18 protein-coding genes and 1 tRNA gene are annotated in these 26,028 nt (G+C 70.2%); 5 read left to right on the top strand and 14 right to left on the bottom strand.

What is annotated here, in order from left to right; all coding sequences use genetic code 11:
• Positions 1–379: 379 nt before the first annotated feature.
• The 11 genes from HEB94_RS10275 to HEB94_RS10225 all read right to left on the bottom strand — a co-directional run bounded on the left by HEB94_RS10275 (position 380) and on the right by HEB94_RS10225 (position 17,171).
• Positions 380–2,557 (bottom strand): M4 family metallopeptidase, encoded by a 2,178-nt coding sequence (locus tag HEB94_RS10275; protein ID WP_202896256.1) that lies wholly within the window; start codon positions 2,555–2,557, stop codon positions 380–382.
• Positions 2,558–2,954: 397 nt separating this feature from the next.
• Complete coding sequence (locus HEB94_RS10270) at positions 2,955–5,075, bottom strand: M4 family metallopeptidase (RefSeq protein WP_192749680.1); 2,121 nt, start codon at positions 5,073–5,075, stop codon at positions 2,955–2,957.
• Between the two features lie 592 nt (positions 5,076–5,667).
• Positions 5,668–7,041, bottom strand: a complete 1,374-nt coding sequence (locus HEB94_RS10265) for a formimidoylglutamate deiminase (RefSeq protein WP_192749679.1) — start codon at positions 7,039–7,041, stop codon at positions 5,668–5,670.
• A complete protein-coding gene (locus tag HEB94_RS10260) occupies positions 7,038–8,246 on the bottom strand; it encodes an allantoate amidohydrolase (protein WP_202896255.1) in 1,209 nt (402 codons plus the stop codon). The genes HEB94_RS10265 and HEB94_RS10260 overlap by 4 nt, the downstream gene beginning before the upstream one ends.
• Positions 8,247–8,371: 125 nt before the next feature.
• Positions 8,372–10,096: a urocanate hydratase gene (gene hutU / locus HEB94_RS10255; protein WP_192749678.1), complete on the bottom strand. Its 1,725-nt coding sequence runs from the start codon at positions 10,094–10,096 to the stop codon at positions 8,372–8,374.
• 67 nt (positions 10,097–10,163) lie between these two features.
• Positions 10,164–11,777, bottom strand: coding sequence for a histidine ammonia-lyase (gene hutH / locus HEB94_RS10250; protein WP_192749677.1), 1,614 nt, complete (start codon positions 11,775–11,777; stop codon positions 10,164–10,166).
• 90 nt (positions 11,778–11,867) lie between these two features.
• Positions 11,868–13,169: a YeeE/YedE family protein gene (locus tag HEB94_RS10245; protein ID WP_192749676.1), complete on the bottom strand. Its 1,302-nt coding sequence runs from the start codon at positions 13,167–13,169 to the stop codon at positions 11,868–11,870.
• 412 nt (positions 13,170–13,581) lie between these two features.
• Positions 13,582–14,511 (bottom strand): ABC transporter substrate-binding protein, encoded by a 930-nt coding sequence (locus tag HEB94_RS10240; RefSeq protein ID WP_192749675.1) that lies wholly within the window; start codon positions 14,509–14,511, stop codon positions 13,582–13,584.
• Between the two features lie 85 nt (positions 14,512–14,596).
• Positions 14,597–15,349 (bottom strand): ABC transporter permease, encoded by a 753-nt coding sequence (locus HEB94_RS10235; RefSeq protein ID WP_192749674.1) that lies wholly within the window; start codon positions 15,347–15,349, stop codon positions 14,597–14,599.
• Complete coding sequence (locus HEB94_RS10230; RefSeq protein ID WP_337917578.1) at positions 15,346–15,996, bottom strand: ABC transporter permease; 651 nt, start codon at positions 15,994–15,996, stop codon at positions 15,346–15,348. The genes HEB94_RS10235 and HEB94_RS10230 overlap by 4 nt, the downstream gene beginning before the upstream one ends.
• A complete protein-coding gene (locus HEB94_RS10225) occupies positions 15,993–17,171 on the bottom strand; it encodes an ATP-binding cassette domain-containing protein (RefSeq protein WP_192749673.1) in 1,179 nt (392 codons plus the stop codon). Before HEB94_RS10225 ends, HEB94_RS10230 begins: the two co-directional genes overlap by 4 nt.
• A 476-nt stretch (positions 17,172–17,647) precedes the next feature.
• Here HEB94_RS10225 and HEB94_RS10220 point away from each other — a divergent pair, with 476 nt between their 5' ends.
• The 4 genes from HEB94_RS10220 (at position 17,648) to HEB94_RS10205 (ending at position 21,747) form a co-directional block, all read left to right on the top strand.
• Positions 17,648–19,888 (top strand): (Fe-S)-binding protein, encoded by a 2,241-nt coding sequence (locus HEB94_RS10220; protein ID WP_192749672.1) that lies wholly within the window; start codon positions 17,648–17,650, stop codon positions 19,886–19,888.
• A 70-nt stretch (positions 19,889–19,958) separates the two neighbouring features.
• Positions 19,959–20,477 carry a toxin-antitoxin system HicB family antitoxin gene (locus HEB94_RS10215; RefSeq protein ID WP_192749671.1) on the top strand — a complete coding sequence of 173 codons (519 nt, stop codon included), beginning with the start codon at positions 19,959–19,961 and terminating at the stop codon, positions 20,475–20,477.
• Between the two features lie 69 nt (positions 20,478–20,546).
• Entirely contained in the window at positions 20,547–21,383 is an 837-nt protein-coding gene (locus tag HEB94_RS10210; RefSeq protein ID WP_192749670.1) for a DUF4097 family beta strand repeat-containing protein, read from the top strand.
• Between the two features lie 136 nt (positions 21,384–21,519).
• On the top strand, positions 21,520–21,747 hold the full coding sequence (locus HEB94_RS10205) for a hypothetical protein (protein ID WP_192749669.1): 228 nt from the start codon (positions 21,520–21,522) through the stop codon (positions 21,745–21,747).
• Between the two features lie 36 nt (positions 21,748–21,783).
• Here HEB94_RS10205 and HEB94_RS10200 read toward each other — a convergent pair whose 3' ends face one another.
• From HEB94_RS10200 to dcd, 3 genes are all read right to left on the bottom strand, one after another.
• Positions 21,784–22,632 (bottom strand): endonuclease/exonuclease/phosphatase family protein, encoded by an 849-nt coding sequence (locus tag HEB94_RS10200; RefSeq protein WP_337917576.1) that lies wholly within the window; start codon positions 22,630–22,632, stop codon positions 21,784–21,786.
• A 60-nt stretch (positions 22,633–22,692) separates the two neighbouring features.
• Positions 22,693–24,750 carry a hypothetical protein gene (locus HEB94_RS10195; protein WP_192749668.1) on the bottom strand — a complete coding sequence of 686 codons (2,058 nt, stop codon included), beginning with the start codon at positions 24,748–24,750 and terminating at the stop codon, positions 22,693–22,695.
• A gap of 241 nt (positions 24,751–24,991) precedes the next feature.
• On the bottom strand, positions 24,992–25,567 hold the full coding sequence (gene dcd, locus HEB94_RS10190) for a dCTP deaminase (RefSeq protein ID WP_192749667.1): 576 nt from the start codon (positions 25,565–25,567) through the stop codon (positions 24,992–24,994).
• 122 nt (positions 25,568–25,689) lie between these two features.
• On the opposite strand from dcd, the gene HEB94_RS10185 reads away from it, so the two are divergent.
• Positions 25,690–25,763 (top strand) — tRNA-Gly (locus HEB94_RS10185).
• The last annotated feature ends 265 nt before the right edge of the window (positions 25,764–26,028 follow it).

The following is a 26,028-nucleotide window of genomic DNA, read 5'->3' as shown; positions in this document are numbered from 1 at the left end:
TTCGGTCAAGAGAGCTGAGTGCACTCGACTCAACCTCAGGGGGACACCAGGGACCTCACCCACCCGCCCCGAGGGTCTCCGTCCATGGGCGCGCCTTCGACCGGGATCGCGAGGCTCTCGCCGGGACGTTCCGGGACCTGTCGGTCACGCATCGCGAGCAAGGTGCAGGGGTAGCCGGGCCGGTGCGGCGGGCACCCGTTCCGGACCGGGCCGCCTTGCGCTGCCGCCGGCCTCGAAGGCCGGCGGCTCGCCGGGCCGCTCCGCCCGACACATCCCGATACATGCGGAAGGGCCCCGAGCCCGCCAGAAGCGGAACTCGGGGCCCTTCGCCGCGATGCGGTGGCGACCAGCGTCAGCCGGTCAACCGGTCAATCGCCGATCAGCTGCAGGAGTAGACCTTGAAGTTGTCCACAGCCATGACCGACACCGGGTTGTTGGCGTCGCCGGTCTCACCGGTGATCGAGAGGCGGAACTGAACGTTCTTGCCCGACAGCGACGAGAGGTTGTACTTCGCCGAAGCCCAGCCGTTGGAGTGGCCGGTCCACGGGCCCGGGTTCACCGAGCCGGACAGGGTGCTGGCGGCCTTCCAGCCGGAACCGTCGTTGTACTCCAGCTTCCCAGACGTTCCATCGAGCGGCTGGTAGAGGGAGAACAACGTCGCCAGGTCGAGCCGCAGCCAGCTCGAGGCGGGGATCTTCAGGGCCTTCGACGTCGCCGAGCCGTTGCTCACCCGGCCGTTCTCGGTGAACAGACCGAGAGCGTCCTTGCCGGAGTTGACGTAGTCGATGCCGAAGTCCGACGCCATCAGGCCAGCGCCGCTGGCGAGCGTCCAGTCGGAGGAAGCAGCGTCGAAGGTCTGGGAGTACGAAGCCTTGGGGTTACCAGACTCGCAGTACGGCGTCGCCACAGGAGCGGAGTTGGCCGCGTCCTTGTAGAGCTCGGTCGCGCGGACGGCCTTGTCGACCTGCGCGCAGTCGTCCTCGGTGAGGAAGGTGCCGGACTTGCCGATGTTCTTGCGGCACGACAGCGGAAGGACGTTGAACAGGTCCTTGTAGTCCGTACCGGAGGTCATGAGGTTCTCAGCCGTCCAGTAGATCTTGAACGTCTTCGCGAGACCCAGACCACGGATGTCGTAGCCGTTGTAGTTGTCGCCCTGGGCGATCAGGTAGGCCGTCTTGTTGCCCGGCCCGCTGTTGGTGTGCACGCCGCCCGAGTCGAGGAACTGGGAGTCAGCGTCCCAGTCGGAGGAGGTCATGCTGTCGGGCTGCCCGAAGGCGCCCGGGTCCTTCATGCTGCGCAGAGGAGCCGGCAGGTCGGGGGACGCCGGGTCCATGTCGTCGCCGATCAGCCACGCCTGGTCGCTGTTGACCTTGTCCGGGTTCTGAGCGAGGTCGATCAGCTCACCCATGGTGTCGGAGATCGACTCGTTGATCGCACCCGACTGGTAGGCGTAGTAGAGACCGGAGGTGCGGGACGTCACACCGTGGGTCAGCTCGTGGCCGGTGACGTCCAGTCCGGTGACACCGTCGCCGTAGACCATCTGGCCGAGCGGGTCGCTCCAGAAGGCGTTGGCGAGGGGGCAGCCCTGCTGAGCCTGCGTCGCGCAGACCCGAGTGGTGGCGGTGAGCGTCTTGTTGCTTCCGCCGATCAGCGCGGACACGTCGAGGTTGGCGTACGACGCGTACCACTTGGCGACCTCGCCCAGGTTGTCGTAAACCCGGTCGACGTCCGCGATCCCCGAGGGAGCGCCGCCTTCCTGGCGGGCGTAGGGGATGTTGGTGCCGTCGCAGACGGCGCCGTCGAGCGCGCCGACGTCCTTGTTGTCGAGGTCACACACATTGCGCTTGAGCGCCGCGTGGTTGTTGGTGACCGCGAGCGCGACCGTGTTGAATCCGCGGTCGACGAAGACCGTGTAGTCAACGGTGTGGTCGCGGTTGGACACCTGGACCTTCAGCGTCTCCCGGTTGACCGGCGCGCCGGGCGCACCGAGCAGCTCCGGGTTGTAGATCCAACGTCCCTCGCTCTTGGCCTGGAGGCCGATAGCGGAGACCTTGGCCTTGGCAGCGACGTACTTCTTCGCCACCAACGTCGCCTTGGCCTCGCCGAGCAGGTTCTTCGTCGACTCGACCGAACCCTTGGCGGTCTCCCCGAGGAGCGCCTGGAGCTGGTTCTTGGAGTCGAGGGAGGCGATGACCTCACCAGCAACAACCGGCACACCGTTGATGTACTGCTGCAGCTTGACGGCGTTGCCGCCGGACACCTTGTTGGAGGCGACCGGCTTCAGCCCGGAGGGGTCCACACCGAGCTTGCTCGCGAAGCGCTCGAGGTGGGCCTTTGCCGCGTCCTCCGGCGACTCGCTCGAACCCTTCGGCAGAGCGATCGCAGACCCCTTGGCCGCTACGCCGGTGACGGTACCGTCGGACCCCTTGAGGATCCTGATCGAGCTGTCCTGGCTGCTGCCCTGCACAGGAAAGCTCGGGCCGGACATCGTGCCGGCGAAAGACGGTGTGGCAAGCGCGAGCACGCTGCCACTGACAACCGTCGCCAGGGCGGCCAAGCCGCCGACTGTGCGTCGGTACTTCACAAGGAACCCCCATCGTTGGAGTTAGATCGTGCCCGGCGAGCTTAGTCGCAAATCGGACGTATTGCCTACCCATGGTGTGGTAAAGCCCATCTGTTAACGCAAGGGGCGAAAACGGACAGTTCCGACACGGTCACAGTCCGATTCGGGGCCGGCCGGCCGTTCACCCGGCGTCTACTCACTAGATGGGGAAGGGGCTCCATTACCTGGGGAGCGAGCGACTCATTACCTGGGTTGGGACTCCGTGGGGCCGATGAGGGCGGCCGATGAGGGCGGGCGCGGCGCCTCGGTTCCGGAAACAGGGCGAGGGCCCCAGGCCACCCGCCGAAGCGAGTGATCCTGGGGCCCTCTGGAGCTGCTGGAGCGGTGAGGCTCAGCTGCAGGAGTAGATCTTGAAGTTGTCGACCCACCACGAGGAGTTGTTCGTGGCGACCTTGGAGTGGAAGCGGAACTTCACGGTCTCGCCAGCCAGGCTGGAGAGGTCGTACCTCGTGCCGCCGAAGCCGAACGAGTTACCCGCGAAGCTCTTTCCACCGCCGAGCTCGGCGGCCGCGGTGTCCTCACCGTTGACGTTGGGCAGGTCGGCCGCGGGCTTCCAGCCGGAACCGTCGTTGTACTCGACGGCCGCACCATCGTCGTCCTGGAGCAGGTAGGCGTTGTCGAACCGGGCGAAGCCACCTTCGGGGATCTCCACGCCGGTGTTCTGCGTGAGGAAGATGTCGTCGCCGGCGACCGTCCACGCCACCGCGGAGTCCTTACCGACCGTGGCGTAGTGGTAGAAGTCAGGCGCCGTCTCGCTGGCGAGGAGCCAGTTGGCGTCGAACGTCCAGCCGCTGTTCTTGTTCTCGAAGCCCTGGGTGTAGACCGCGTTCACGGTCTCACCGGTCGCGCAGTAACCGACGTTCTTCGCCGCACCACGCACCGGGTCCTTGAACATCTCGGTTGCCCGCACCACCTTGTCGACCTGCTGGCAGTCGTCCTCGGTGATGAAGGAGCCGCTCCGGCCGATGTTCTTACGGCAGGACAGCGGCAGGGTGTAGGAGATGTCCTTGTAGTCGGCACCGGGCGTCAGCAGGTTCATCAGCGTCCAGGTGATCTTGAACGCCTTCGCCGGGCCCAGGCCGCGGATGGTGTAACCGTTGAAGGTGTCACCATCGGTCATGAGGTAGACGGCCTTGTTGAAGACACCACTGTTGTAGTGGACGCCGCCGTTGTCCCCCATCGTCGGGTCGTCGAACCAGAGGTCCGACGTCATCTTGTCGGGCTGGTCGTAGGCCGTCGGGTCCTTCATGTCACGGATGACGCCGAGGGAGGAACCCTCACCCATCTTCCAACGGTTGGCCGCCGTGTCGTCGGCGTCGCCGCTGGTGAAGTCGGTGATCTCACCCATGGCGTCGGACAGGCCCTCGTTGATCGCACCCGACTGGAACAGGTAAGCGAGGTTGGAGGTGTGCTCGGTGACGCCGTGGGTCAGCTCGTGGCCGGTGACGTCGTCGGTCGTGACACCCTGACCGAAGATCATCTGGGTGCCGTCCCAGAAGGCGTTCTCGAGCGGGCACGCGTACTGCGGGAGGCAGGTGCGGACCGTGGCGCGCAGCGCCTTGCCCTTGCCGTCGCCGTAGTCGGCGCCGATGAAGCTGGTCAGGTCGAGATTGGTGTAGCTGGCGTAGCGGACCGCCGTCTCGTGGAAGAAGTCGTAGACCTTGTTGACGTCCTCGACGGAGGACGGGCCCTGACCCTCGGAGCGAGCGTAGGCGTTCTTCGTGCCGTCGCAGGTGGCGTCCTGGACAACCTGGCCCTTCGCGTCACAGATGACGCGGTTGAGGGCCTCGCGGTTGAGCGAGTAGGCCAACTCCGCCTTCTGGGTGGAGGCGTTGACCATCACCTGGTACTGGATGGCCTTGGAGGCGGAGCTCACCTTGAAGCCGTAGACCGGCTTGACGCCCTCCGCACCCGGAACACCGAGGAGGCTGCCGTCGTACCAGGTCTTGCCCTGCGCCTCGACCTGCAGGCCCGCCGTCGAGCCGAGCTTCTCCCGAACCGCCACGACCTTCTTGGCAACGCCGGAGAGCTTGGCCTCGGTGAGCTTGTTCAGCGTCGGGAAGGAGCTGGCGGGCTGGCCACCGGCCTCACCGACGATGAACTCGAGGTTGTTGGACTTGTCGAGCGACACCACGAGCTGGCCGCCGAAGACCGGAATGCCGTCGTGGCTGCGGTCGAAACGGACCGCGGTGCCGTTGTCGAGCTTGGCCGTGCTGTCGACCTTGAGCTCGTTGGCCGGCACGCTGAACGCCCGTGCGTAAGTAGCGAGGTGCGCCTTCGCTGCCGTCTCCGGCTTGGCGTTGGCGGACACGCCCGTCGGGCGCGCGATGGGAGCGCCCTTGGCCTCAAGGACCCGGACCGAACCATCGGTGCCACGCTGCTGCACCAGGGCGGCGGGACTCGTACCGAACGCGGGACTCGTAGTCGAGCCCGCGTTGGCCGGCGCGGCCATCGCAACCAGAGCCGAACCGCTTACCGCGGTGGCTAGGGCTGCAAGACCGCCGACCAGGCGACGCGATCTCACGTGTGACCCCCCGGGGGATGTCGTCTGGGATGAGAAAACAGACGGGAGCCTAGAGCAAATTCAGGGGGACCCACTACACGACTTGGGGAAAACCATGCACCGTCCGTATATATCTACCTAAGCGTGATCTCCGCCTCACACTGCGCTGCCGGATTCGAGCGACAAAGCATGACATACGGTGAATTTCACCCAGGCAGCTGCGACACGCCCGGACGTCGAGCGTGACGACCGCTCCACGGCGTGTCGCCGGACCACTCGGTGACACCGCTTTCCGGGGCCAGGTCGAAGTCAAGCCGAAGTCAAGCCGAGGTCAGGTCCGACTCGCGGGAGGGTCAAGCACGAAGTCAAGGTCGGAACCCGGGCGGAACCGGGTCGCGATCAGGGCGGAACCGGGTCGCGACCGGGTCGTAGTCGCGGCGCAGTGGGGGTCCGGTTCGAGTTCGGTTTCAGGCTCGGTTCGGGTGCGGTTCTGGTTCCGGTCGTGTGTCGATGTCGGTCCCAACCCCGACCCGACGGCCTGTCACCAGAGCGCGCGCACCATCGCGTCGAGTCGGCTGGCGAGGTCGTCGTAGCGGCGGTGTCGGCCAGCCTCGACGACTCGGACGCCTCCGCTGACCACGGTGTCGACGTCGGCCGCCGTGGCCGCGAACACCACCATGTCGACCGCCTGCGCGGGCTCCGCACCGGCGGTGCGTACGGAATCCAGCCGAACGCTCACCAGGTCGGCTCGCGCGCCGGGTTCGATCAGGCCGGCGTCGGAGAAGCCGAGTGAGCGGTGCGCGACCTCGGTGACGGTGGCGAGCAGAGCTCCCGCCGGCCAGTGACCGCGGCGCCCTGTCACGAGACGTTCGTCGAGTTCCAGGGCGCGGGCCTCCTCGAACATGTCCACCACCGCGTGACTGTCACTGCCGAGCACGAGTTCCGCGCCGGCCCGACGAAGTGCGCCGGCCGGGCCGACGCCGTCGGCGAGGTCTCGTTCGGTGGTGGGACACAGGCACACGGTCGTGTCCGAACCGGCGATCAACCCGACACCACCGTCGTCGAGATGCGTGGTGTGGACGGCGGTGGTCCGCGGCCCGAGGACGCCGTGGTCGAAGAGCAGTTCGGTGGGCTGGACGCCGTACGCCGCGACACAGTCGGCGTTCTCGCGGCGCTGCTCGGACAGGTGGACGTGCAGCGGAACGGCGTGGGTGTTGGCCCACCCCGCCACCGTCGGGAGCTGGTCCGCGGGCACCGCGCGCACGGAGTGGACGGCGGCACCGACCACGACGTCCTCCGCCCCGGCGTACCGGTCGCGCAACGAGTCGACCCGCGCCGCCCACCGCGCGGCGTCGCCGTCCCCGAACCGTTCCTGCACACCGGTGAGAGGCGAGCCAATCCCGCCGGTGAGGTAACACGTGTCGAGCAGCGTGATCCGCAGGCCGGCGTCCCTCGCCGCCGCGATCAGGACGTCGGCCATCGCGTTGGGATCGTCGTAGGGTCGGCCGCCCGGGCCGTGGTGGACGTAGTGGAACTCACCGACGCAGGTGATCCCGGCCAGCACCATCTCGGCGTAGACCGCAACGGCGAGTTCGTAGTAGAGGTCGGGGTCGAGCCGCGCGGCGAGGTCGTACATCCGGTCCCGCCAGGTCCAGAAGCTGCCGGCACCAGCCGATCCGGTGGGCACGCTCTGGGTGCGACCGCGCAGCGCCCGGTGAAACGCGTGCGAGTGCGCGTTGGCGAGACCGGGCAGCGTCAGCCCGGGCAGCTGGACGGCGGCCGCGGGCGGGTCGGAGACACCGGTCCGAACCGACGTGATGCGGGTTCCCTCGACCTCCACCAGGACGCCGGCGTGCACCTCTCCCGGAGGCAGCCATGCGAACGGGCACCAGTACGAAGGATCCGCGCCGCTCATGGGGCGAGGAGCTCGGTGAGGACGTCGGCCAGCGCGTGCACTCCGGCGACGCAGTCGGCGGCCTCGGCGTGCTCGGCGGGCGAGTGGGAGACCCCGGTGGGGTTGCGGACGAAGAGCATCGCCGCGGGAACGCCGGCGGCGGCGAGGATCCCCGCGTCGTGACCGGCCTGGGTGGGCAGCTCCGGCGCACCGCCGAGCCGGGTGACCAGCCGGCGACGCAGGTCGGCGTCGAAGTCCACGCCGGGCGTGAGCGATTCGGCCTCGACCTCCAGACCGGTGCCGTCGCGCTGGGCCCGGTCGCCCGCCAGCCGGCGCACCTCCTCCACGAGGGCCCGCAGGCTCTCCTCGTCGTGGGCGCGGCCGTCGAGCCAGGCGCGGACGGTGGAGGGTACGGCGTTGGTGGCGTTGGGCTCGACCTCGACGTGGCCGAACGTGGCGCGGGTCCGGGTGAGCCGGGCGCGTTTGTTGGCGGCGAGGGCGGTCATGGCGTACGTCAGCATCGGGTCGTGGCGGTCGGCCATCCGCGTCGTTCCCGCGTGGTTGGCCTCCCCGGTGAACTCGAACCGCCAGCGGCCGTGCGCCCAGATCGAGTCGGCCACCCCCACCGGGGCTTCCAGGTCGACGAGGCCGCGGCCCTGTTCGATGTGGAGTTCGACGAACGCCGACGGGGCGTGGAGCAGGCCGAGGGACGGCCCGAGCGCGGGCGAGGCGCCGGCCCGCTCCATCGCGTCGGGCAGGGACACCCCGTCGGCGTCCCGGAGTTCCCGGGCCCGCTCGGCCGGGAGGGCACCGGTGAGCAGCCTGGAACCGAGGCAGGCGACACCGAACCGCGCGCCCTCCTCCTCGGCGAAGACCGCGATCCCGAGCGGCCGCGCGGGCTGGACGCCGTTGTCGCGGAGCAGGTCGAGGGCGGCGAGGGCCGACACCACACCGAGCGGCCCGTCGAACGCGCCACCGTCGGGCACGGAGTCCAGGTGGCTCCCGGTGACGACGCCGCCCTCGGTCTGGTCGGGGTCGGGCCGCCACCAGGCGACGACGTTGCCGTTGCCGTCGGACTCGAGCGTCAACCCCCGCTTGGCGGCCTCCTCCTGGAACCACAGCTCGCACTCGCGGTGCGGTTCGCTCCAGGTGTACCGGCGGTAGCCGCCGGTACGGTCGTGCCGGCCGATCTGCGCCAGCGTGCTCCACATGCCCTCGTACGTCATGCCTCACCTTTCGTTCGCGTACCGGCGAACGGGTCGCGGTCGTGGTCTGTCATGGTCTGCTGCGGTCTGTCGGAGTTGCGGCCGTGTCGGAGTTGCGGTCGTGTCGGAGTTGGTGTCTGTCGGACTCACGTCTCGGGTTCGGGGGGCGGGCCCTCCCGCATGGGTGTCCGGAGGCCTCGGGCGGTGGCCGTCTCCTCCGCGTGTTCGTACCCCGCGTCGACGTGCCGGATGACGCCGGTGGCCGGGTCGTTGGTCAGCACCCGGTCGAGCTTGGCGGCGGCGAGTTCGGTGCCGTCCGCGACGACGACCTGGCCGGCGTGGATGGACCGGCCGATGCCGACGCCTCCACCGTGGTGCAGGCTCACCCAGGAGGCGCCGGACGCGACGTTGACCATCGCGTTGAGGAGTGGCCAGTCGGCGATCGCGTCCGAACCGTCGGCCATCGCCTCGGTCTCGCGGTAGGGCGAGGCGACCGAACCGGCGTCGAGGTGGTCACGTCCGATCACGACCGGAGCCCGTAGCTCGCCGGCGGCGACCATCTCGTTGAAACGCAGGCCGGCCTTGTCGCGTTCGCCGTAGCCGAGCCAGCAGATCCGGGCGGGCAGGCCCTGGAAGCGCACCCGCTCACCGGCGAGCCGGATCCAGCGCGCGAGGGACTCGTTCTCGGGGAAGAGGTCGAGGACCGCCTGGTCGGTCTTCTCGATGTCGCGCGGATCACCGGACAGCGCGACCCAACGGAAGGGGCCTTTGCCCTCGCAGAAGAGGGGCCGGATGTAGGCCGGTACGAAGCCGGGGAAGTCGAACGCCCGCGTCAACCCGCCCTTGCGGGCCTCGGCGCGGATGGAGTTCCCGTAGTCGAAGACCTCCGCGCCCGCGTCGAGGAAGCCGACCATCGCCTCGACGTGCCGCGCCATGGACTCCCGCGCCCGCTCGACCAGCCCGGCCGGGTCCCGCTCCCGCAGGCTCGGCCAGTCGGCGAACTCGACACCGTGTGGGAGGTACGTCAACGGGTCGTGCGCCGAGGTCTGGTCCGTCACCACGTCGACCGGGGCGCCGCGGGCCAAAAGGGCGGGAAGGGCGTCCGCGGCGTTGCCCAGCACGCCGATCGACAATGGTTCCCGCGTCCGGGTGGCCGTCTCCGCCAGCGTGAGCGCGTGGTCGAGGGAGTCGGCGCGGACGTCGAGGTACCGGTGCTCGAGGCGGCGTTGGATCCGGGACTCGTCGCACTCGACGCAGATCACGACGCCACCGTTCATCGTCACCGCGAGCGGTTGCGCACCACCCATGCCGCCGAGTCCCGCGGTCACGGTGAGGGTTCCGGCGAGTGAACTGTCGCGGGTCACGCCCCGCTCGGTGAGCCGAGCGGCGACGGCGGCGAAGGTCTCGTAGGTGCCCTGCAGAATCCCCTGCGTACCGATGTAGATCCACGAGCCGGCCGTCATCTGGCCGTACATCGTGAGGCCGAGCGCCTCCAGCCGGCGGAACTCCTCCCAGGTCGCCCAGTCCGGGACGAGGTTGGAGTTGGCGATGAGCACCCGGGGCGCCCACTCGTGGGTGCGGAGGACACCGACCGGGCGGCCGGACTGGACCAGCATGGTCTCGTCGTCGGCCAGCCACTCGAGGGTGCGGATGAGGGCCTCGAAGCTCGGCCAGTCGCGCGCCGCCCGCCCACTTCCGCCGTACACGACGAGATCCTGTGGGTGCTCCGCGACCTCCGGGTCGAGGTTGTTCTGCAGCATCCGCAGCGCCGCCTCCTGCGGCCAGCCGCGGGCGTGAAGTGTCGAACCCCGTGGCGCCGTCACCGTGCGCGGGCCGAGGTGCGACAGATGCGAGGTCTGGGTCCCGCTCATCCGTCACCTCCTGGGTGTGGTGCGTGGCGTGGTGCGCGGGTCACGGACCGGAGTGTGACCCCTGGAGTCAGGATCCCCCGTCGCCGGGGTCCGGCGCGAGGGCCGTCCGCCTCGCCGCGTCGTCGGCGGCCGCGAGCGCGCGCCCGTCGCGGACGAGGGTGACGGCGGCGTCGATCTCCCGGGACAGCTGTCGGTCCGGACCCGGGCCGGCCACCTGGCGGCGCAACTCGCGCAGCGCCGCGGCGGTCGCGGGTGCGGGTGCCAGCGGGGCGCGCAGGTCCAGGCCGCGACCCGCGGTCAGGAGTTCGATCGCGAGGACCCGGGTGAGCCCGTCCAGGGCCCGTCGCAGCTTGCGCGCCGCCGACCAGCCCATCGACACGTGGTCCTCCTGCATCGCCGAGGAGGGAATCGAGTCGACGCTGGCGGGTGTGGCGAGCCGCTTGAGTTCGCTGACGATGCCGGCCGCGGTGTACTGCGCGATCATGTGCCCGGAGTCGACGCCCGGGTCGGCGGCGAGGAACGCCGGCAGGCCGTGGTTGCGGGCGACGTCGAGGAACCGGTCGGTACGCCGCTCGGACATGCTCGCGACGTCGGCGACCACGATGGCGAGGAAGTCCAGGACGTAGGCCAGCGGCGCCCCGTGGAAGTTGCCGTTGGACTCGACCCGGCCGTCCGGCAACACGACCGGGTTGTCGATCGCGGAGTCGAGTTCGTGTCCCGCGACCTGTCGGGCGTGCGCGAGCGTGTCGCGTGCGGCGCCGTTGACCTGCGGTGCGCAGCGCAGGGAGTAGGCGTCCTGGACGCGGGTGTCGTCCGGGCCGCGGTGGCTGGCGACGATCGCGGAGCCGGCCAGCAGGGACCGCAGGTGGGCGGCGGAGGCCACGGCTCCGGGATGGGGGCGCAGCGCCTGCAGGTCGGCCGCGAAGACCCGGTCGGTCCCGAGCAGCCCCTCCACGCTCATGGCCGCGGTGAGGTCGGCCGTCGAGAGGAGCCGTTCCAGGTCGTGGCAGGCGAGGGCGAGCATGCCGAGCATCCCGTCCGTGCCGTTGATGAGGGCGAGCCCCTCCTTCTCGGCGAGGACGAGCGGGGTGATGCCGGCCTGGGCGAGCGCCTGCGCGGCGGGACGGAGCGTGCCGGTGCCGTCGCCGTCACCGTTGCCACGGTTGGTCGTGCGGACGTCACCCTCGCCCATCAGCGCGAGCGCGACGTGGGAGAGCGGGGCGAGATCACCCGAACAGCCCAGGCTGCCGTACTCCGGCACCACCGGGGTGATCCCCGCGTTGAGCAGGGCCGCCAGCGTCTGCGCCGTCTCGGGCCGGACGCCGGTTCGCCCGGTCGCGAGCGTCGCCAGCCGAAGCAGCATCAGCGCCCGGACCACCTCGGTCTCGACCTCGGGTCCCGAACCGGCCGCGTGGGACCTGATCAGGCTGCGCTGCAGGTCGGTGCGCTGCGCGGCGGGGATGTGCCGAGTCGCGAGTGCGCCGAAACCGGTGGAAATGCCGTACGCCGGAAACGGGGAGGAGCTGAGCCGGTCCACCGCCGCCCGGCCCGCCGCGAGCGCGGCGACAGCCTCGGGTGCGAGCAGGACGGGAACGGCATACCTGGCCACCGCCACCACGTCGGCCTCGGTGAGGGGCCGGGCGCCGATGGTGACCGATTCTGCCTGGGCGGGGTCGACCATGCCCTCATTTCACTGCGCGCGCCTCCGCCGGGCTACCGCCGGGGGGCCGGAACTGCGGGCGGTAGTGGGCCCCTCACCGGCGCGCGGCGGTCAGCAGACGCTGTCGCGTGGTGCCGGGTTGGCGAGGCCGAACAGCCTCCGACCGCGCAGCCCGACCCAGGTGCCGCCGAGCGCGGCCACTCCCCAGATCCATCCGTGCAGGCTGCCCGAGGCGATGCCGGCGAGGTAGGCGCCGATGTTGCAGCCGCCGGCGAGCCGGGCGCCGATACCCATCAGGATGCCGCCGAGCACCGCCGCGACCGCCGTACGCCAGGGGATCCGCCGGTGCAGCGTCCACACGCCGCCGGCGGCCGCCGCCACCGCTGCGCCCACCATGATGCCGATGTCCGTCAGGCTGGTCTTGTCGGTGAGGATCGGCGCCGCCAGCGTCTGGGCCTGGGCGGGCTGTTGCCAGAAGGCCCAGGTCTCCGGGTGCAGCCCGAGGACCTGGAGGAACTTCGCGCCCCACAGTCCGAACGCGCTGGTGATGCCCCAGGCTCCGCCGGAGACGAGGAGCACGCCGGCGCCCAGCAGGGCGAGGACGACCGCGCCGACCCACAGCGGCCAGGAGCCGCGGATCGCCCGGAGCGGACCGCGGGCGCTCGGCACCGCGTCCACGGGCGGTGGGACGCGGCGCGCCTGGATGACGCGGGTCACCGCGACGATGGCGAGCAGGACGAGGATCGTGATGGCCCAGGAGCCGAACCAGCCGACGTGGTCGGCCAGCACGAACGCCGGCAGGGCGGGCAGGTCACGCACCAGCGGGAACTGCCAGGCGTAGAGCACCGAGCCGACGATGAAACCGCCGAGGGTGAGCACGATGGTCGACTGACCCGATCCGACCGCGAAGAGTGTCCCGGACGCGCAGGCGCCGCCGAGCTGCATTCCCACGCCGAAGAGGAACGCGCCGAGGATCAGGCCCACGCCGAGCGGACCGGCGGAGGGTGCGGGCGTACTCCCGAACAGTCCAGTACCGGTGCCGATGATCAGGGCGAACAGCGTGGCGGTGGTCCCGAGCAGCACCGCGTGGGCGCGCAGGCCGGTCCCGTTGCCGACCGCGACCAGCTGCCGCCAGGCGGAGGTGAAGCCGAACCGGGAGTGGAACAGCGTCACGCCGAGTGCCGCGCCGAGCAGCAGGAGGATCCCGGGCTTGGTGCCGTGTGTCGCCCAGACGTACGCGGCGAGCGCGATGGTGCCGAGGGCCGCGACGACGAGCGGCACCCACGACACCGGGCCGAGCCGTGGGGCCTCCGGTGTCGGGCGGGAGGTGACGGGAGCGAAGCGGCGGGACGGTGCCGGCCGGCCGGTCAGGGTGGAACCCGGTGTGGGGCCGGACGTGGTGGCGCTGGACATGGGGTTACTCCGCTGGAGAGGGGACGATGGCCGACGTTCGACGCTCTCGCGGGACCAGGGGAAGCGAAGGAGGACCGCGACGCGAGGCGTCAGCGGCCACAGAGCTCGTCGTCGACGAGGACGAGCGTCACGGCGAAGAGGGCCAGCCGGAGCTGGTCAGCCGGGCTACGCATGGCGGACAGAGTACGGATTCGGCGGGCGGATCGCCCAGTCCGATCCGCCGTCGTCCCGATATTCGAGACATGCGCCCGGAATGCGGACGGTGCTGTTTCGGGGCGACGGGTCCGGAAACGCCGACGGGGCGCCTCCTCCGGGTGTGGAGGGGCGCCCCGCCGTGCGCTGTCCGGTCACTCAGTTTCTGGTCGAGTGCCGGTCGCTCAACCGACCGCTCGAGCCGTCGAGAGCTGTTCGCTCAGACCAGGCCGTTCTGGTTCAGCCAGTCCTTGGCCACCGTGGCCGCGTCCTTCTTGTCGACCACGACCTCGGTGAGCAGGGAGCTGAGGGCCTTGGTGTCGAGCTTGGCGGACACGGCGTCCAGTGCCTCGGAGACCTCCGGGGTCGCCTTCGACTTGTTGATCAGCGGAACGACGTTCTGGGCGGGGAAGAGGTTCTTGTCGTCCTCGAGCAGCACGAAGCCGTTCTGCTGCACCACCGGGTCGGTGGTGAAGATGTTGGCCGCGTCGATCTGTCCGTTGGCGAGAGCCTGCGGCAGCAGCGTGCCCTTGAGCGACTTGAAGTCGCCCTTGAACGTGAGGCCGTAGACCTTCTCCAGCGCGGGGACACCGGAGCGTTCCCGGGTCTTCCACTCCGGCGGGCCGCCCAGGACGAGGTCCTTCGCGTGCGGCTTCAGGTCGCTGAGCGTCTTCAGCTTGTACTTGGTCGCGGTCTCCTTGGTGACCCCGACCGCGTCCTTGTCCTCGGCGCTGGCCTGCGCGAGCACGGTCAGGTCGCTCGGCACCGCCTTCTTCAGCTCGGCGTAGACGTCCTCCGACGTCGAGGCCGTCGTCTTCGGGTCGAAGGCCTGCAGCAGGTTGCCGGTGTATTCGGGGATGAGGTCGATCGAGCCGTCCTCGAGTGCCTTGAGGTAGATCTCGCGGGCACCGATTCCGAACTTCTTCTCCACCTTGACGCCCTTGGCCTGCAGGGCACCGGCGTAGATCTCGCCGATCAGGGTGCTCTCCGGGAAGTCGGCGGATCCCACGACCACGGTGCCGGCCGGCGCCGGGCTCGCGGGGGCCTTGCTGGTCTCGTTGGCCAACGGGTCGCCACCAGACCCGCACCCCGCGAGGGCTACCAGCGCCATCGCCGCCGCGGCAGCGGCTGCGATCTTCGGAAGCTTCATGACGGGTGTCTCCTTCGTGGTCCGTGCGCGCGGGTCGCGCCGGGAGGTTCTGGGTGGGTGGATCTGTCGGGTGGGCGGAACTGCGTCATCGGGCGCTGACCAACTCCTGGTCCCGGGCCGTCGCGGCCCGCTCGGTGTCGGGGGTACGGCGTTGCCGGTCCCGACCGGTCAGCCCGGCCGGGACCACGAGCCGCTGTACGCCCGCGAGGACCGCCTCGACGACGATCGCGAGCAGGGCGACAAGAATGGAACCCGCGACCATCTGCGAGTAATCCCGGACCGCCTGCCCATCGACGATGTAGCGGCCCAAACCCCCGAGCGAGGTGATCGCGGCGATGGTCGCGGTCGCGATGATCTGCAGCATCGCGCTCCGCACGCCGGAGAGGATGAGCGGGAGCGCGCAGGGCGCCTCGACCCTCCGCAGGACGTCCCAGCCGGTCATGCCCATGCCGTAGGCCGCGTCGCGGGCGGCCGGGTCGACTCCCTGCACTCCCGCGTAGGTGCTCGCCAGGATCGGCGGCACCGCGAGCACGACCAGGACGACGATGCTCGGGATGACGTAGACCAGGTCGCTGCTGATCCGCGACCCGAGGATCAGCGCCATCAGCACCAGCAGCCCGAGCGAGGGCAACGAGCGCAGCGCGTTGGCGAGCCCCGCCGCGAAGAAGGTGCCCTTGCCCGTGTGGCCGATGAACAGGCCGAGCGGGATGCCGATCAGCGCCGCGATCAGCAGCGCCACGACGGAGTACTCCAGGTGCTCCAGCACCCGCATCGGGATTCCGGCCGAACCGCTCCAGTTGTCCGGGTCGGCGAACCAGCGGAAGATTCCTTCGATCATGAGGTCCCCCTCGCGATGCGTTGCCACGGGGCCAGCAACCGCGTCAGTCCGAGGATCAGCCCGTCGAGGACGAGGGCGAGGACGACGCACAACACGATGCCGGTGACCAGCGGCGGGAGGTAGTCGAGGACCAGCCCGTTGGTGAAGAACAGCCCGAGCTGTGGCACGCCGAGCAGCGCGGAGACGGCGACCAGGCTGACGTTGGAGACGGCGGCGACACGCAGACCGGCGGCGATGACCGGGACCGCCACCGGGAGCTCGACCGCGAAGAACCGCCGGAAGCCGCCGTAGCCCATCGCGGTGGCCGCCTGGATGACGTCGCGGGGTACGGCGGCGAGTCCGTCGGCGACGGTGCGGACGAGCAGCGCCAGCGTGTAGATCGTCAACGCCACGACGACGTTGATCGGGTCGAGGATCTGGGTGCCGAGCACCGCCGGGAGGATGACGAACAACGCGAGCGACGGGATGGTGTAGAGCAGGCCGGTCAGCCCCACCATCGGGGTGTGCAGCCAGCCGAACCGCCACGCGAGCCAGCCGAGCGGGATCGCGAGGATCAGCGCGATGAGCAACGGGAGCGTCGCGAGCCAGACGTGTTGGCCGAAGTACGACGCGATGGTGCCGGCGTTGTCTCCCAACCAGCCGGTCACTGGCCGGCGCCTTCGCGTTCGGCCTCGGCGGACCCAGCGCCGGATCCACCGCCGGTGGAGTTGGCGGCCGGGTTGCCCCGCGTCCGGCCGTTGACCTGGTCGACGCGCGCCAGGACGGGGCCGGCCTGCACGGTGCCGAGGAGGCGTCCCTGCGCGTCGGCGACCACGCCGCGCCCGGTGGGCGAGGACAGTGCCGCGTCGAGGACGGTGCGCAGGGAACCCGTGACCGTCGCGACGGTGCCGGCGCGGTTGAGGTGGTCGGCGCTCACGGCGTCCTGGTTGGAGCCGCGTGCGTCAAGCCAGCCTTGCGGGCGTTGCTCGTCGTCGACGACGAGCACCCACCCGTCGGACGCGGCCGCGCGCGCGTCCCGGATCGGGACGCCGAGCCGGACCGTGGGTTCGGGTTCGATCGCGATCCCCTCCGCCGGGGTGAACGACAGGGCGCGGTAGCCGCGGTCCTTTCCGACGAACCCGGCGACGAACTCGTCGGCCGGGTGCTCGAGGAGGTCCTTCGGCTCGGCGAACTGGGCCAGGTGACCGCCGGCCCGAAAGACCGCGACCCGATCGCCCAGCTTCACCGCCTCGTCGATGTCGTGGGTGACAAAAATGATCGTCTTGTCAAGTTCATCCTGCAGCCGGAGGAACTCCTCCTGCAGGCTTTCGCGCACGACAGGGTCGACGGCGCTGAAGGGTTCGTCCATCAGCATCACCGGCGGGTCGGCGGCGAGCGCCCGGGCCACGCCCACGCGCTGTTGCTGCCCGCCGGAGAGTTGCGCGGGGTAGCGGCTCGCGAGGTGGGCGTCGAGCCCGACCCGCTCGAGCAACTCCATAGCGTGGCCGCGCGCCTTCTTTCTGTTCCACCCGAGCAGGTAGGGAACGGTCGCCACGTTGTCGACGACCGTGCGGTGTGGAAACAGCCCGGCGTGCTGGATGACGTAGCCGATGCCCCTGCGCAGCTGGGCCGGATTGGTGGCTCCGGTGTCCTGGCCGTCGATGAGGATGCGGCCCGACGTCGGCTCCACCATGCGGTTGACCATGCGCAGCGAGGTCGTCTTGCCGCACCCCGACGGCCCGACGAACACCGTGATCTCCCCTGAGGGTGCGCGTAGATCCAGCTCGTCCACCGCGAGCGTTCCGTCGGGGTAGCGCTTGGACACGGACTCGAACTCGATCACGTCGGCCCTCCTCGGTCGACGGGCACGCCTGGTCGCCTGGTGCCGTACCTGACACCGGCTTGTCACGACCTGGTACCGAAAACACCCTAGCCGCGAGGACGGACCGACAGTGGCCGAGCGAAACGTCGCGGACGGCTGGGGCCAGCCAACGAAACTACCCCCAACCGCTCCCAGCCGCCCGCTGCCACCCACGGCCACCCGGTCGGCACCGTTCACCGCAGCGTTGTGTCACACGGGGAGTACGCGACGCGATACGCAGCGACACATGTTCTCCGGCGCACGGAGGGACCACGGCCGGGCGCGCGAGCACCCCACCGCCAGCCGGCGAACGAGCAGGTGACGAAGCGGGCAACGGGCACCGAACACCGGACCGAACGCGACGAATGTCGGCCGGACCTCCTACGCTCGGTGCAAGCTCGTGGTCGCCACCGGACCATGGCTCGGGGGTCGTCACCCAGACCGGAGGAGGCGCCGCGATGCGGGTCGCTGCGATCATCATCTCCACCGCGATCACCCTGGTCGCCGTCGCGCTGGTCGCGCGAACCGCGGCCTCGATGGTCAACGTGGTCCGCCTCGGCCAGCCGGCGATCGGTCGCACCGACCAACCGGCACAGCGCTGGCGGACCCTGCTGCGGGAGACACTCGGCCACTCCAGGCTGCTGAAGTGGCGGCTCGTCGGAGCCGCGCACTGGTTCGTCTTCGTGGGCTTCGGCTTCCTCGTCTTCACCCTGGTCACCGCCTACGGCCAGGTCTATGCCGGCGCCGACTGGGCGCTCCCGATCATCGGGCACTGGTGGCCCTACGAAGCCGCGTCCGAGGTCATCGCGTTCCTCACACTCGTGGCCATTCTCACCTTGATGGTCATCCGCCAGGTCGCGCATCCGCGCCGTCTCGGCCGGCTCAGCAGGTTCAGCGGTTCGACGTTCTGGCAGGCCTACTACGTCGAACTCACGATCGTGGCGATCGCCGTCTGCATCCTGCTGCTCCGCGGCCTGGAGGGTGCGTTGGTGGGTACGCCCGGGTGGGGCCCGCACCATCTCCTCAGCTATCCGCTGGCCGCGGCGTTCTCCGGCATGAGCGCCGGCGCCCTCTCGACGACGATCCTCGCGGTCGCCACGGTGAAGATCGTGGTGTCGATGGCGTGGTTCCTGGTGATCGCGCTCAACGCCACGATGGGTGTGGCCTGGCACCGCTTCACGGCGTTCTTCAACATCTGGTTCAAGCGCGAGGCCGAGGGCGGGACGGCGCTCGGCGCCCTGCAGCCGATGCACTCGCGCGGTGAGCCGATCGACTTCGAGGATCCGGGCGAGGAGGACATCTTCGGGGTCGGCGCGGTCGAGGAGTTCACCTGGAAGGGCCTGCTGGACTTCACGACCTGCACCGAGTGTGGACGGTGCCAGTCACGGTGCCCGGCGTGGAACACCGGAAAGCCGCTGTCACCCAAGCTGTTCGTGACCGGCCTGCGCGACCACGCCTACGCCAAGGCCCCTTACCTCCTGACGGAGGAGTCGTCCCGGGAGGCTCTTCCCGACACCGTGCGCGCGGAGGCCGAGCGCCCGTTCGTCGGCGCCGTCGAGGGCACCGGCGACGCTCCCGGCGCCGTCATCGATCCCGACGTCCTGTGGTCGTGCACGACCTGCGGCGCCTGCGTCGAGCAATGTCCGGTTGACATCGAGCACGTCGACCACATCGTCGACGTACGCCGGCACCAGGTGCTGGTCGAGTCGGAGTTCCCGAGCGAGCTGAACCAGCTCTTCCGCGGCCTGGAGAACAAGGGCAACCCGTGGAACATGAACCCCTCCGCGCGACTGGAGTGGGCCAGGGACCTGGCCTTCGAGGTGCCCGTCCTGGGCGGTGACGTGGACAGTCTCGGCGAGGTCGAGTACCTCTTCTGGGTCGGCTGCGCCGGCGCCTACGACGACCGCGCGAAGAAGACGACCCGGGCGGTGGCCGAACTACTGCACATCGCCGGCGTCTCCTTCGCCGTGCTCGGCGAGACCGAGACGTGCAGCGGCGACCCGGCCCGTCGGGCGGGCAACGAGTTCGTCTACCAGATGCTCGCCCAGCAGAACGTCGAGACGTTGAAGGAGGCCGGTGCAACCAAGGCGGTCGTCACCTGCGCCCACTGCTTCAACACGATCAAGAACGAATACCGCCAGTTGGGGCTGGAGCTCGAGGTGGTGCATCACACGCAACTGCTCAACCGGCTGGTGCGCGAGGGTCGGCTGACGCCGGTCGCTCCCGCCGAGGGCGACGGCGCGGCCGGCGCCGAAGCGAACGGCGGCGGTCGATCCGGCCAGCCGATCACCTACCACGACCCGTGCTACCTCGGCCGGCACAACCAGGTCTACGAGCCCCCGCGCGAGCTTCTCGGCGCCCTGCCCGGGGTCGAGGTCCGGGAGATGCCGCGCAGCGGCAAGGACTCCTTCTGCTGTGGCGCCGGCGGCGCCCGGATGTGGATGGAGGAGCGGATCGGCACCCGCGTCAACCTCGCCCGCACCGAGGAGGCCGTCGCCACCGGCGCCGAGCGGATCGCGACCGGCTGCCCGTTCTGCAAGACGATGCTGTCCGACGGGCTGACCCAGAAGCAGGCGGAGGGCAGCGCACGGGAGGAGGTCGAGGTGATCGACGTCGCCCAGTTACTGCTCGAGTCCGTACGGCGCGGGACCCTCGCACCCCGACCTGACGTCACCGAACAGGATCTGACGTCGAACTAGCCCCACGATGACACCATTGATCCGGCATCACCTGTTGACATGCCGCCACCCATGACGTCATGATGACGTCATGGATCTTTCGCCGTACGTCGACAGCATCCGCCGCGACCTCACCGTCGCCGCGGAGGTTGCCGGGCCCGAAGCCCGGATCGCCGCGGAGCGACTGACGGCGGCACTCGACGCCGCCGTCAGACTCGCTTTCATGGACGCTCTCTCGACCGCGGCCGAGGAGGTCACCCGCGAGCTCGCACCGGGCTCGGTGGACGTGCGCCTCCGCGGTCGCGAGCCGGAGTTCGTGGTGACACCGCCGCCCAGCGTTCCCGAGGTGGAGGAGTTCGAAGAGGTTCCTCCGCCGCCTCCGCCCCCCGACCCCGAGCAGGGCACGTCACGCGTCACGCTGCGCCTCCCCGAGTCGTTGAAGTCGCAGGCCGAGGAGGCCGCCGCCCGCGAGGGCGTGTCGGTCAACACCTGGCTGGTCCGCGCGGTGGCAGCCGCGCTCGCCGGCCCGTCGTTCCCGCCCCGGCCGCCCCGTTCGCCGAGCGGGCCGGGTCCACGGATCGGCAAGCGCCTCACCGGCTGGGCGCGCTGATCCAACCGGCCACACCGTCTTTCGGGCGCCCGCCCGACCACGTACGTCACACCCTCCCAAGGAGCCACCATGCCTACTTTCGCGACCCCGGAACCCATCACGCTGCGGCTACGCCTGCGCTCCGGTGACGTCATCATCGAGGCGTCCGACCGGGACAGCACCGAGGTGGAGGTCCGGCCGAGCAACCCCAACCGGTCCGCCGACCTCGATGCGGTCGAGGAGACCCTGGTCGAACACCACGACGGTGTCATCGTCGTGGAGGCCCGCGATCACGGCCCGCGCGGAAGCGACGGGTCGGTGCACGTCCGCGTCGCCCTGCCGACCGGCTCCGACATCGACGGCCACAAGGCCTCGGCCGACCTGCGGGCGACCGGACGCCTCGGCACCGTCTCCCTGAACACCGCCTCCGGGGACGTCCAACTCGAGCACGTCGGCCCGCTGTCCATCAAGAGCGCCAGCGGGGACATCCGGTGTCAGGTCGTCGACGGCGACGTCAAGGTCGAGTCCGCCTCCGGCGACATCACGCTGCCGGAGGTCCACGGCAGCGTCCAGATCTCCAGCGCCTCCGGCGACATCGACCTCGGCCAGGTCGACGGCGACGTCCGGATGCAGTCCGCCTCCGGCGACGGGACGGTGCGCTCCGCCGGCGGCTCGGTCGAGGTGAAGACCGCCTCCGGCGACATGACGATCGGCTCCTTCCACCGGGGGCAGGCGTCCGTGGACGCCGCGTCCGGTGACATCACCATCGCCGTCGCCCGTGGCGTTTCCGCCTGGCTCGACGTGTCGTCGCTCACCGGTAGCGTGCGTTCCGCGCTCGAGGAGAGCGACGGACCGGCCGACAGCGAGGACACGGTGGAAATCCGCGCCCGCACCCTGAGCGGCGACATCTCGATCACCCGGGCCTGATCCGCCCCACCCGGCGGAAGCGTGGCCGCCATCTCCGCAGGCTCGGGTTCCGCACCAGCGACTCCCGTACTCGTGGGTCTTCGACCTCCGGGCCGAAGACCCACGGGTCCCACCCCTTTGAACGGAGCTACCCGCCATGAACGACTACCTGATCCACAAGCTCGCCGAACAACGCCGCGACGACCTGTACGCCTCCGCACGCCAGCGCATGCTCGCCCGGGAGGCCGGCTTACGTGGCTGGCGCCTCCTCCGGAACGCGAGACCGGTGTGCGCGCGGACGCTGCGCCGCCTCGCCGACCGGATCGAGCCGGCGCCCCGCCGGGCAGGTGCGCTCCGGCTGCCCGCCCCGCGTCACCTGGCCTGACGCCAGCGCCCAGGTCCAGCCCGAGCAAGCCCGGCCCTAGTCCCGGCCGGAAAGTTCGACCAGCGCGTGAACGGGCCAGTGGTCGGAGGCCCAGTGGCCATCGAGGGTGAAGGTGTTGACGGCCGCGGCCGTCACCCGCACCCCTGGCCTAACGAGGATCCAGTCGATACGGTCACCGCCGATGACCGGGGGCTGGTACCCGTGGAAGGTCGCGTACGCCGGTGTCCGTCGTTCCGCGGCGGCCGTCCAGGTGTCGAGGAGCCCAGCGCCACCGACCAGCGCGTCATACGGCTCGGACGCCTCCGCCGCCACGTTGAAGTCTCCGGTCACGATCACCGGCAGGTCGGCGTCGAACTCCGCCAGCCGCCTGGCCACCAGCTCCGCGCCCATCCGCTGAGCCTTCTCGACCGCGTGGTCGAGGTGGGTGTTGAGCACGACGAACTCCGCACCCGTCGCCAGGTCGCGAAACCGCACCCACGTCGCCATCCGTACGACGGAGTTGCCCCAGGAGGCGGAGCCCACCACGGCAGGGGTGTCGGACAGCCAGAAGTGATCGAACTCACGTGGTTCGAGCCGGGTGGCGTCGAAGTACACGGCCATGAACTCGCCGCGACTGCCGCCCTCGCGTCCGGTGCCGATCCACTCGTAACCCTCCGGCAGGGCGGTGGCGACCTCACGAAGCTGCTGGTAGAGGCCTTCCTGAGTGCCGAGCACCGTCGGCGCCTCGGTGCGGAGCAGCGCGGCGTTCGCGGCCTTGCGTCGCGGCCACGGGTCCGGCAGCCCTTCTCCGGCGTTGCGGAGGTTGAAGGACATCACGTGCAGGTGCGGCGCCTCGGCGCGGCCCAGCAGTGGCGCCCGGAAGTCTGCGGTCTCAGGCTGGAACACCGAGCCACTCTCTCGCACCAATGTCGGTGCTGACCACCCCGGTGGCGGCGGGAGCGCGGGCTAGGTCGGGTCCGAGGACGCTCCGCCACGCCGGGGGCAGGGGACGCTGAGTCCCACTCCGCGCTCCTCGGCGCGCTCCTTCACTCCCTGCAGCATCTGCCGGTCCATGACGAAGCTGACCGGTTCACCCAGCACCGGGCCGAACTCGAGCCGGGTCCGCAGGTCCGCGGAGAAGTCGGTGCGGTACCGGCTGAGGAACCTCGTGTGGTGGGCGTCGATCGGCTCGACCGCGAGGTGCCAGCTGGCCCGCGCCCACGGCTGCCCCTGGTCCCTGGCCTTCTCGTCGTCGACGTACGCCACGAACGACCTACCGGGAGCGACCTCGACGATGCGCAGCGGCACGACCCGCGGATGGACGAGAACCTCGGCGCCTTCGGCCGCCGACCACTCCGGATGAACCGTCTCGGCGTTGCGGACCTGGGCACCGGCGAGGTTCTCCAGCCACTGGTAGCTGTAGAAGCCGGCCCGGTCCGCCCCGACCTGCTCGACCCAGGGCCACACCGCCTCCACCGGCGCGTCGACCTCGATCGCGTGGGTGTAGCCCCAACGAGGTTCGGGCACGAGCCCGTCTCCGGGATACGCCCGTTCCGCCTCGACCGGATCGTCGAGGCCCCAGGTACTCCGCCGCCCGCGCAGGAACGGCGTCGCCACGGCGGCCGCCATCAACGCGGCACCACCGACCCCGGCCACAACGTCGCGCCAGTCGTCCCGCCTGAGTCGCCCCTCGGCGCGAGCCGCGAGATGGCGAAGCTGGACGTTCTGGAGCCCTCGCTGCACCGGAAGCCTCCAGCCCGCGTGCAGCCGGCCCCCCTCGGAGAAGCTCGCCCGGGAGCGCACGGTCAGCCGGGTGCCCGCCTCCTCCGGCTCCAGCAGGAACACCCAGGTCGTCTGCCAGAAGCGCGATGGGCGTTCGTCGGAGAACGGGATCTGCGTGCCGCTCATCCGGTCGACCAGGTTCCCGAGGACGAGGGAGCGGTCGGGCTGGATGTCGAGCACCTCGAAGCCACCCCGACCGGCCGGGGCCGCGGAGATGATGTCGCCGCGGCGCAGGTCCTGGAACTCCGGGCGCAGTTCGCGGGCGCTGCGCCGGCCGGCGTTGTCGACGGAGTCGAGGCTGTAGAACCCCGCCCGGCCGCTTCCCATCTGGACCAACCAGGGCCAGATCGTCTCCGGCCGGGCCTGGATGGTCACCTCCTGGGTCACCTGGGTGGTGGCGTCGGGAAGCAGGTCGTCTCCCGGAACGGCACGCGCGGCCTCGGGGGACCGGCGCGGGCGCGCGATCGGGCCAGTTCGCCTGGCAGGCTGCACGGGCTCGGCGACTCCAGCCTCGCCGACCCCCGCCTCGCCCGTCTCGGCCTCGGGCCGCCGTCCCCCCTCGCCCACAGCGCCCGGCCGCGACCGGCGTCTGAACGCGGAACGCGCCAGCGGATGCTGGTCCGGCGTACCGTGCCCGCGCGCCAGGCCGGCCATCAACCGTCGCCGCAACAGCCGGGAACCCGGACCGAAGAGGTGCAGGTACCGCCGGAACCTTCGCCAGGTCGCCGGGTCCGTCGCGTCGGCACGTACCTCCAGCGTCACCCTGGTCACGCCCTCGCCGAGATCGGTCAGGCGGATGGCCCACGCCGCCTTCACGAATCCCGCCTGGTCGAAGTCCGTGAACGCCGACGCCGACGGCACCTCAATGAACGCGACCCGTGCCCGCCACACCTTGCCGATCGCACCGACCACGACCTCACGGGGCGCGTCCTCGGCGAGCACCCGGAAACCCGGCGCCTCCGGCCTGGAGCTGAGATCGTCGATCCGACCCGAGGGTCCGCCCTCCACCTCACGGTGCGCGATCCGGTCCGGCATCGCCCGGAGCGCGGACAGGCCGCGGGCCAGGCGCGAGTTCTCGAACAGGTCGCCGTGGCGGATGACGTCCCACGCCTCCTCCGGCGACATGGTCAGGTCAACGGTGTCGACCTCGTCCATCCGGGGTGCGGGCAGCATCCGGTCCAGTGCGCTGGCCGACCGCACCCCACGCGTGCGCTTCGCCGTGCTTCGGGTGGCGCCGGGCATCACACACCTCCGGCGTACGACCACTCCCCTCGGTGATCCCGTCGGCGCCCGCGGTCGGGACCACGGTCCCGAGCGGGGAGCGAAGGACGATCCCTCTCTCGCAGGCTGGGCCAATCCGGAGTTCGCGGACTAGAGGATGGGGGCCCTGCGGGCGGGGCCTTCCGCCCGGGTCCTCAGGACCACCGCCGGCTGGCGTCGAGCCGATCCGGCCCGAGGTCCCGGTACGCCGGTGCAGCTGGACCTAGACGTCGGCGCGGTGGAAGTTTCGGTACGAACGGGACGGCGTGGGGCCCCGCTGGTCCTGGTAGCGGGAGCCGTACTCCGCCGAGCCGTACGGGCGCTCCGCGGGCGAACTCAGCCGGAAGAAGCACATCTGGCCGATCTTCATCCCCGGCCAGAGCTTGATCGGCAGGGTCGCGACATTGGAGAGTTCGAGCGTCACGTGCCCGGAGAAGCCCGGGTCGATCCAGCCGGCGGTGGAGTGGGTGAGCAGGCCCAGGCGGCCGAGGCTCGACTTGCCCTCCAGCCGGGCCGCGATGTCGTCGGGCAGCGTGATCACTTCGTACGTCGAGGCCAGGACGAACTCTCCCGGATGAAGGATGAACGCGTCACCCTTCTCGACTTCCACCAAACGGGTCAGATCGGGCTGCTCCTCCGCCGGGTCGATGTGCGGGTAGCGGTGGTTCTCGAAGACCCGGAAGTACCGGTCCATGCGTACGTCGATGCTGGATGGCTGAACGAACGCCGGCTCGAAGGGGTCGAGGACGACTCGGCCCTTGTCGAGCTCGATGCGGATGTCACGGTCGGAGAGGAGCACGTTGGCAACTTACCGAACCCGGATTGCCTCGTACGACATGCCGTAGGTGCCGCGCCGGGGTTGGGTAGTATTCTGGGCGCTCGTCGTCTTCGGGCGGCGACTCGTCGCCTCCGGGCGAGGGTGCGGGTGTAGTTCAATGGCAGAACATCAGCTTCCCAAGCTGACAGTGCGGGTTCGATTCCCGTCACCCGCTCCACCACAAAGGCCCAGGCCAGAGCCATGATCGACTCGCCTGGGCCTTCGTCATCGGCCGTCCGAAACCCTGCTCGGGCCATCCACGGGCTATTAGTCCGATCAACCGGTCCCGCTCGACACACCCGACGGATTCTGGGTCGCCGCCGCCAAACCTGAGAGCGCGTGACACTCCCTGGTTGGAGCCGTACCCGCCGACTCCGCGCGAAGGGCCGCAGTCCTCACCGATGGAGCCACCCGCCTCGTCGACCGCTTCGACCTGGCCGACT

The sequence above is a fragment of the Actinopolymorpha pittospori genome (genome assembly GCF_014873875.1).
Taxonomy (GTDB): Bacteria; Actinomycetota; Actinomycetes; order Propionibacteriales; family Actinopolymorphaceae; genus Actinopolymorpha; species Actinopolymorpha pittospori.
This window is presented reverse-complemented; position numbering and strand designations above follow the sequence as displayed.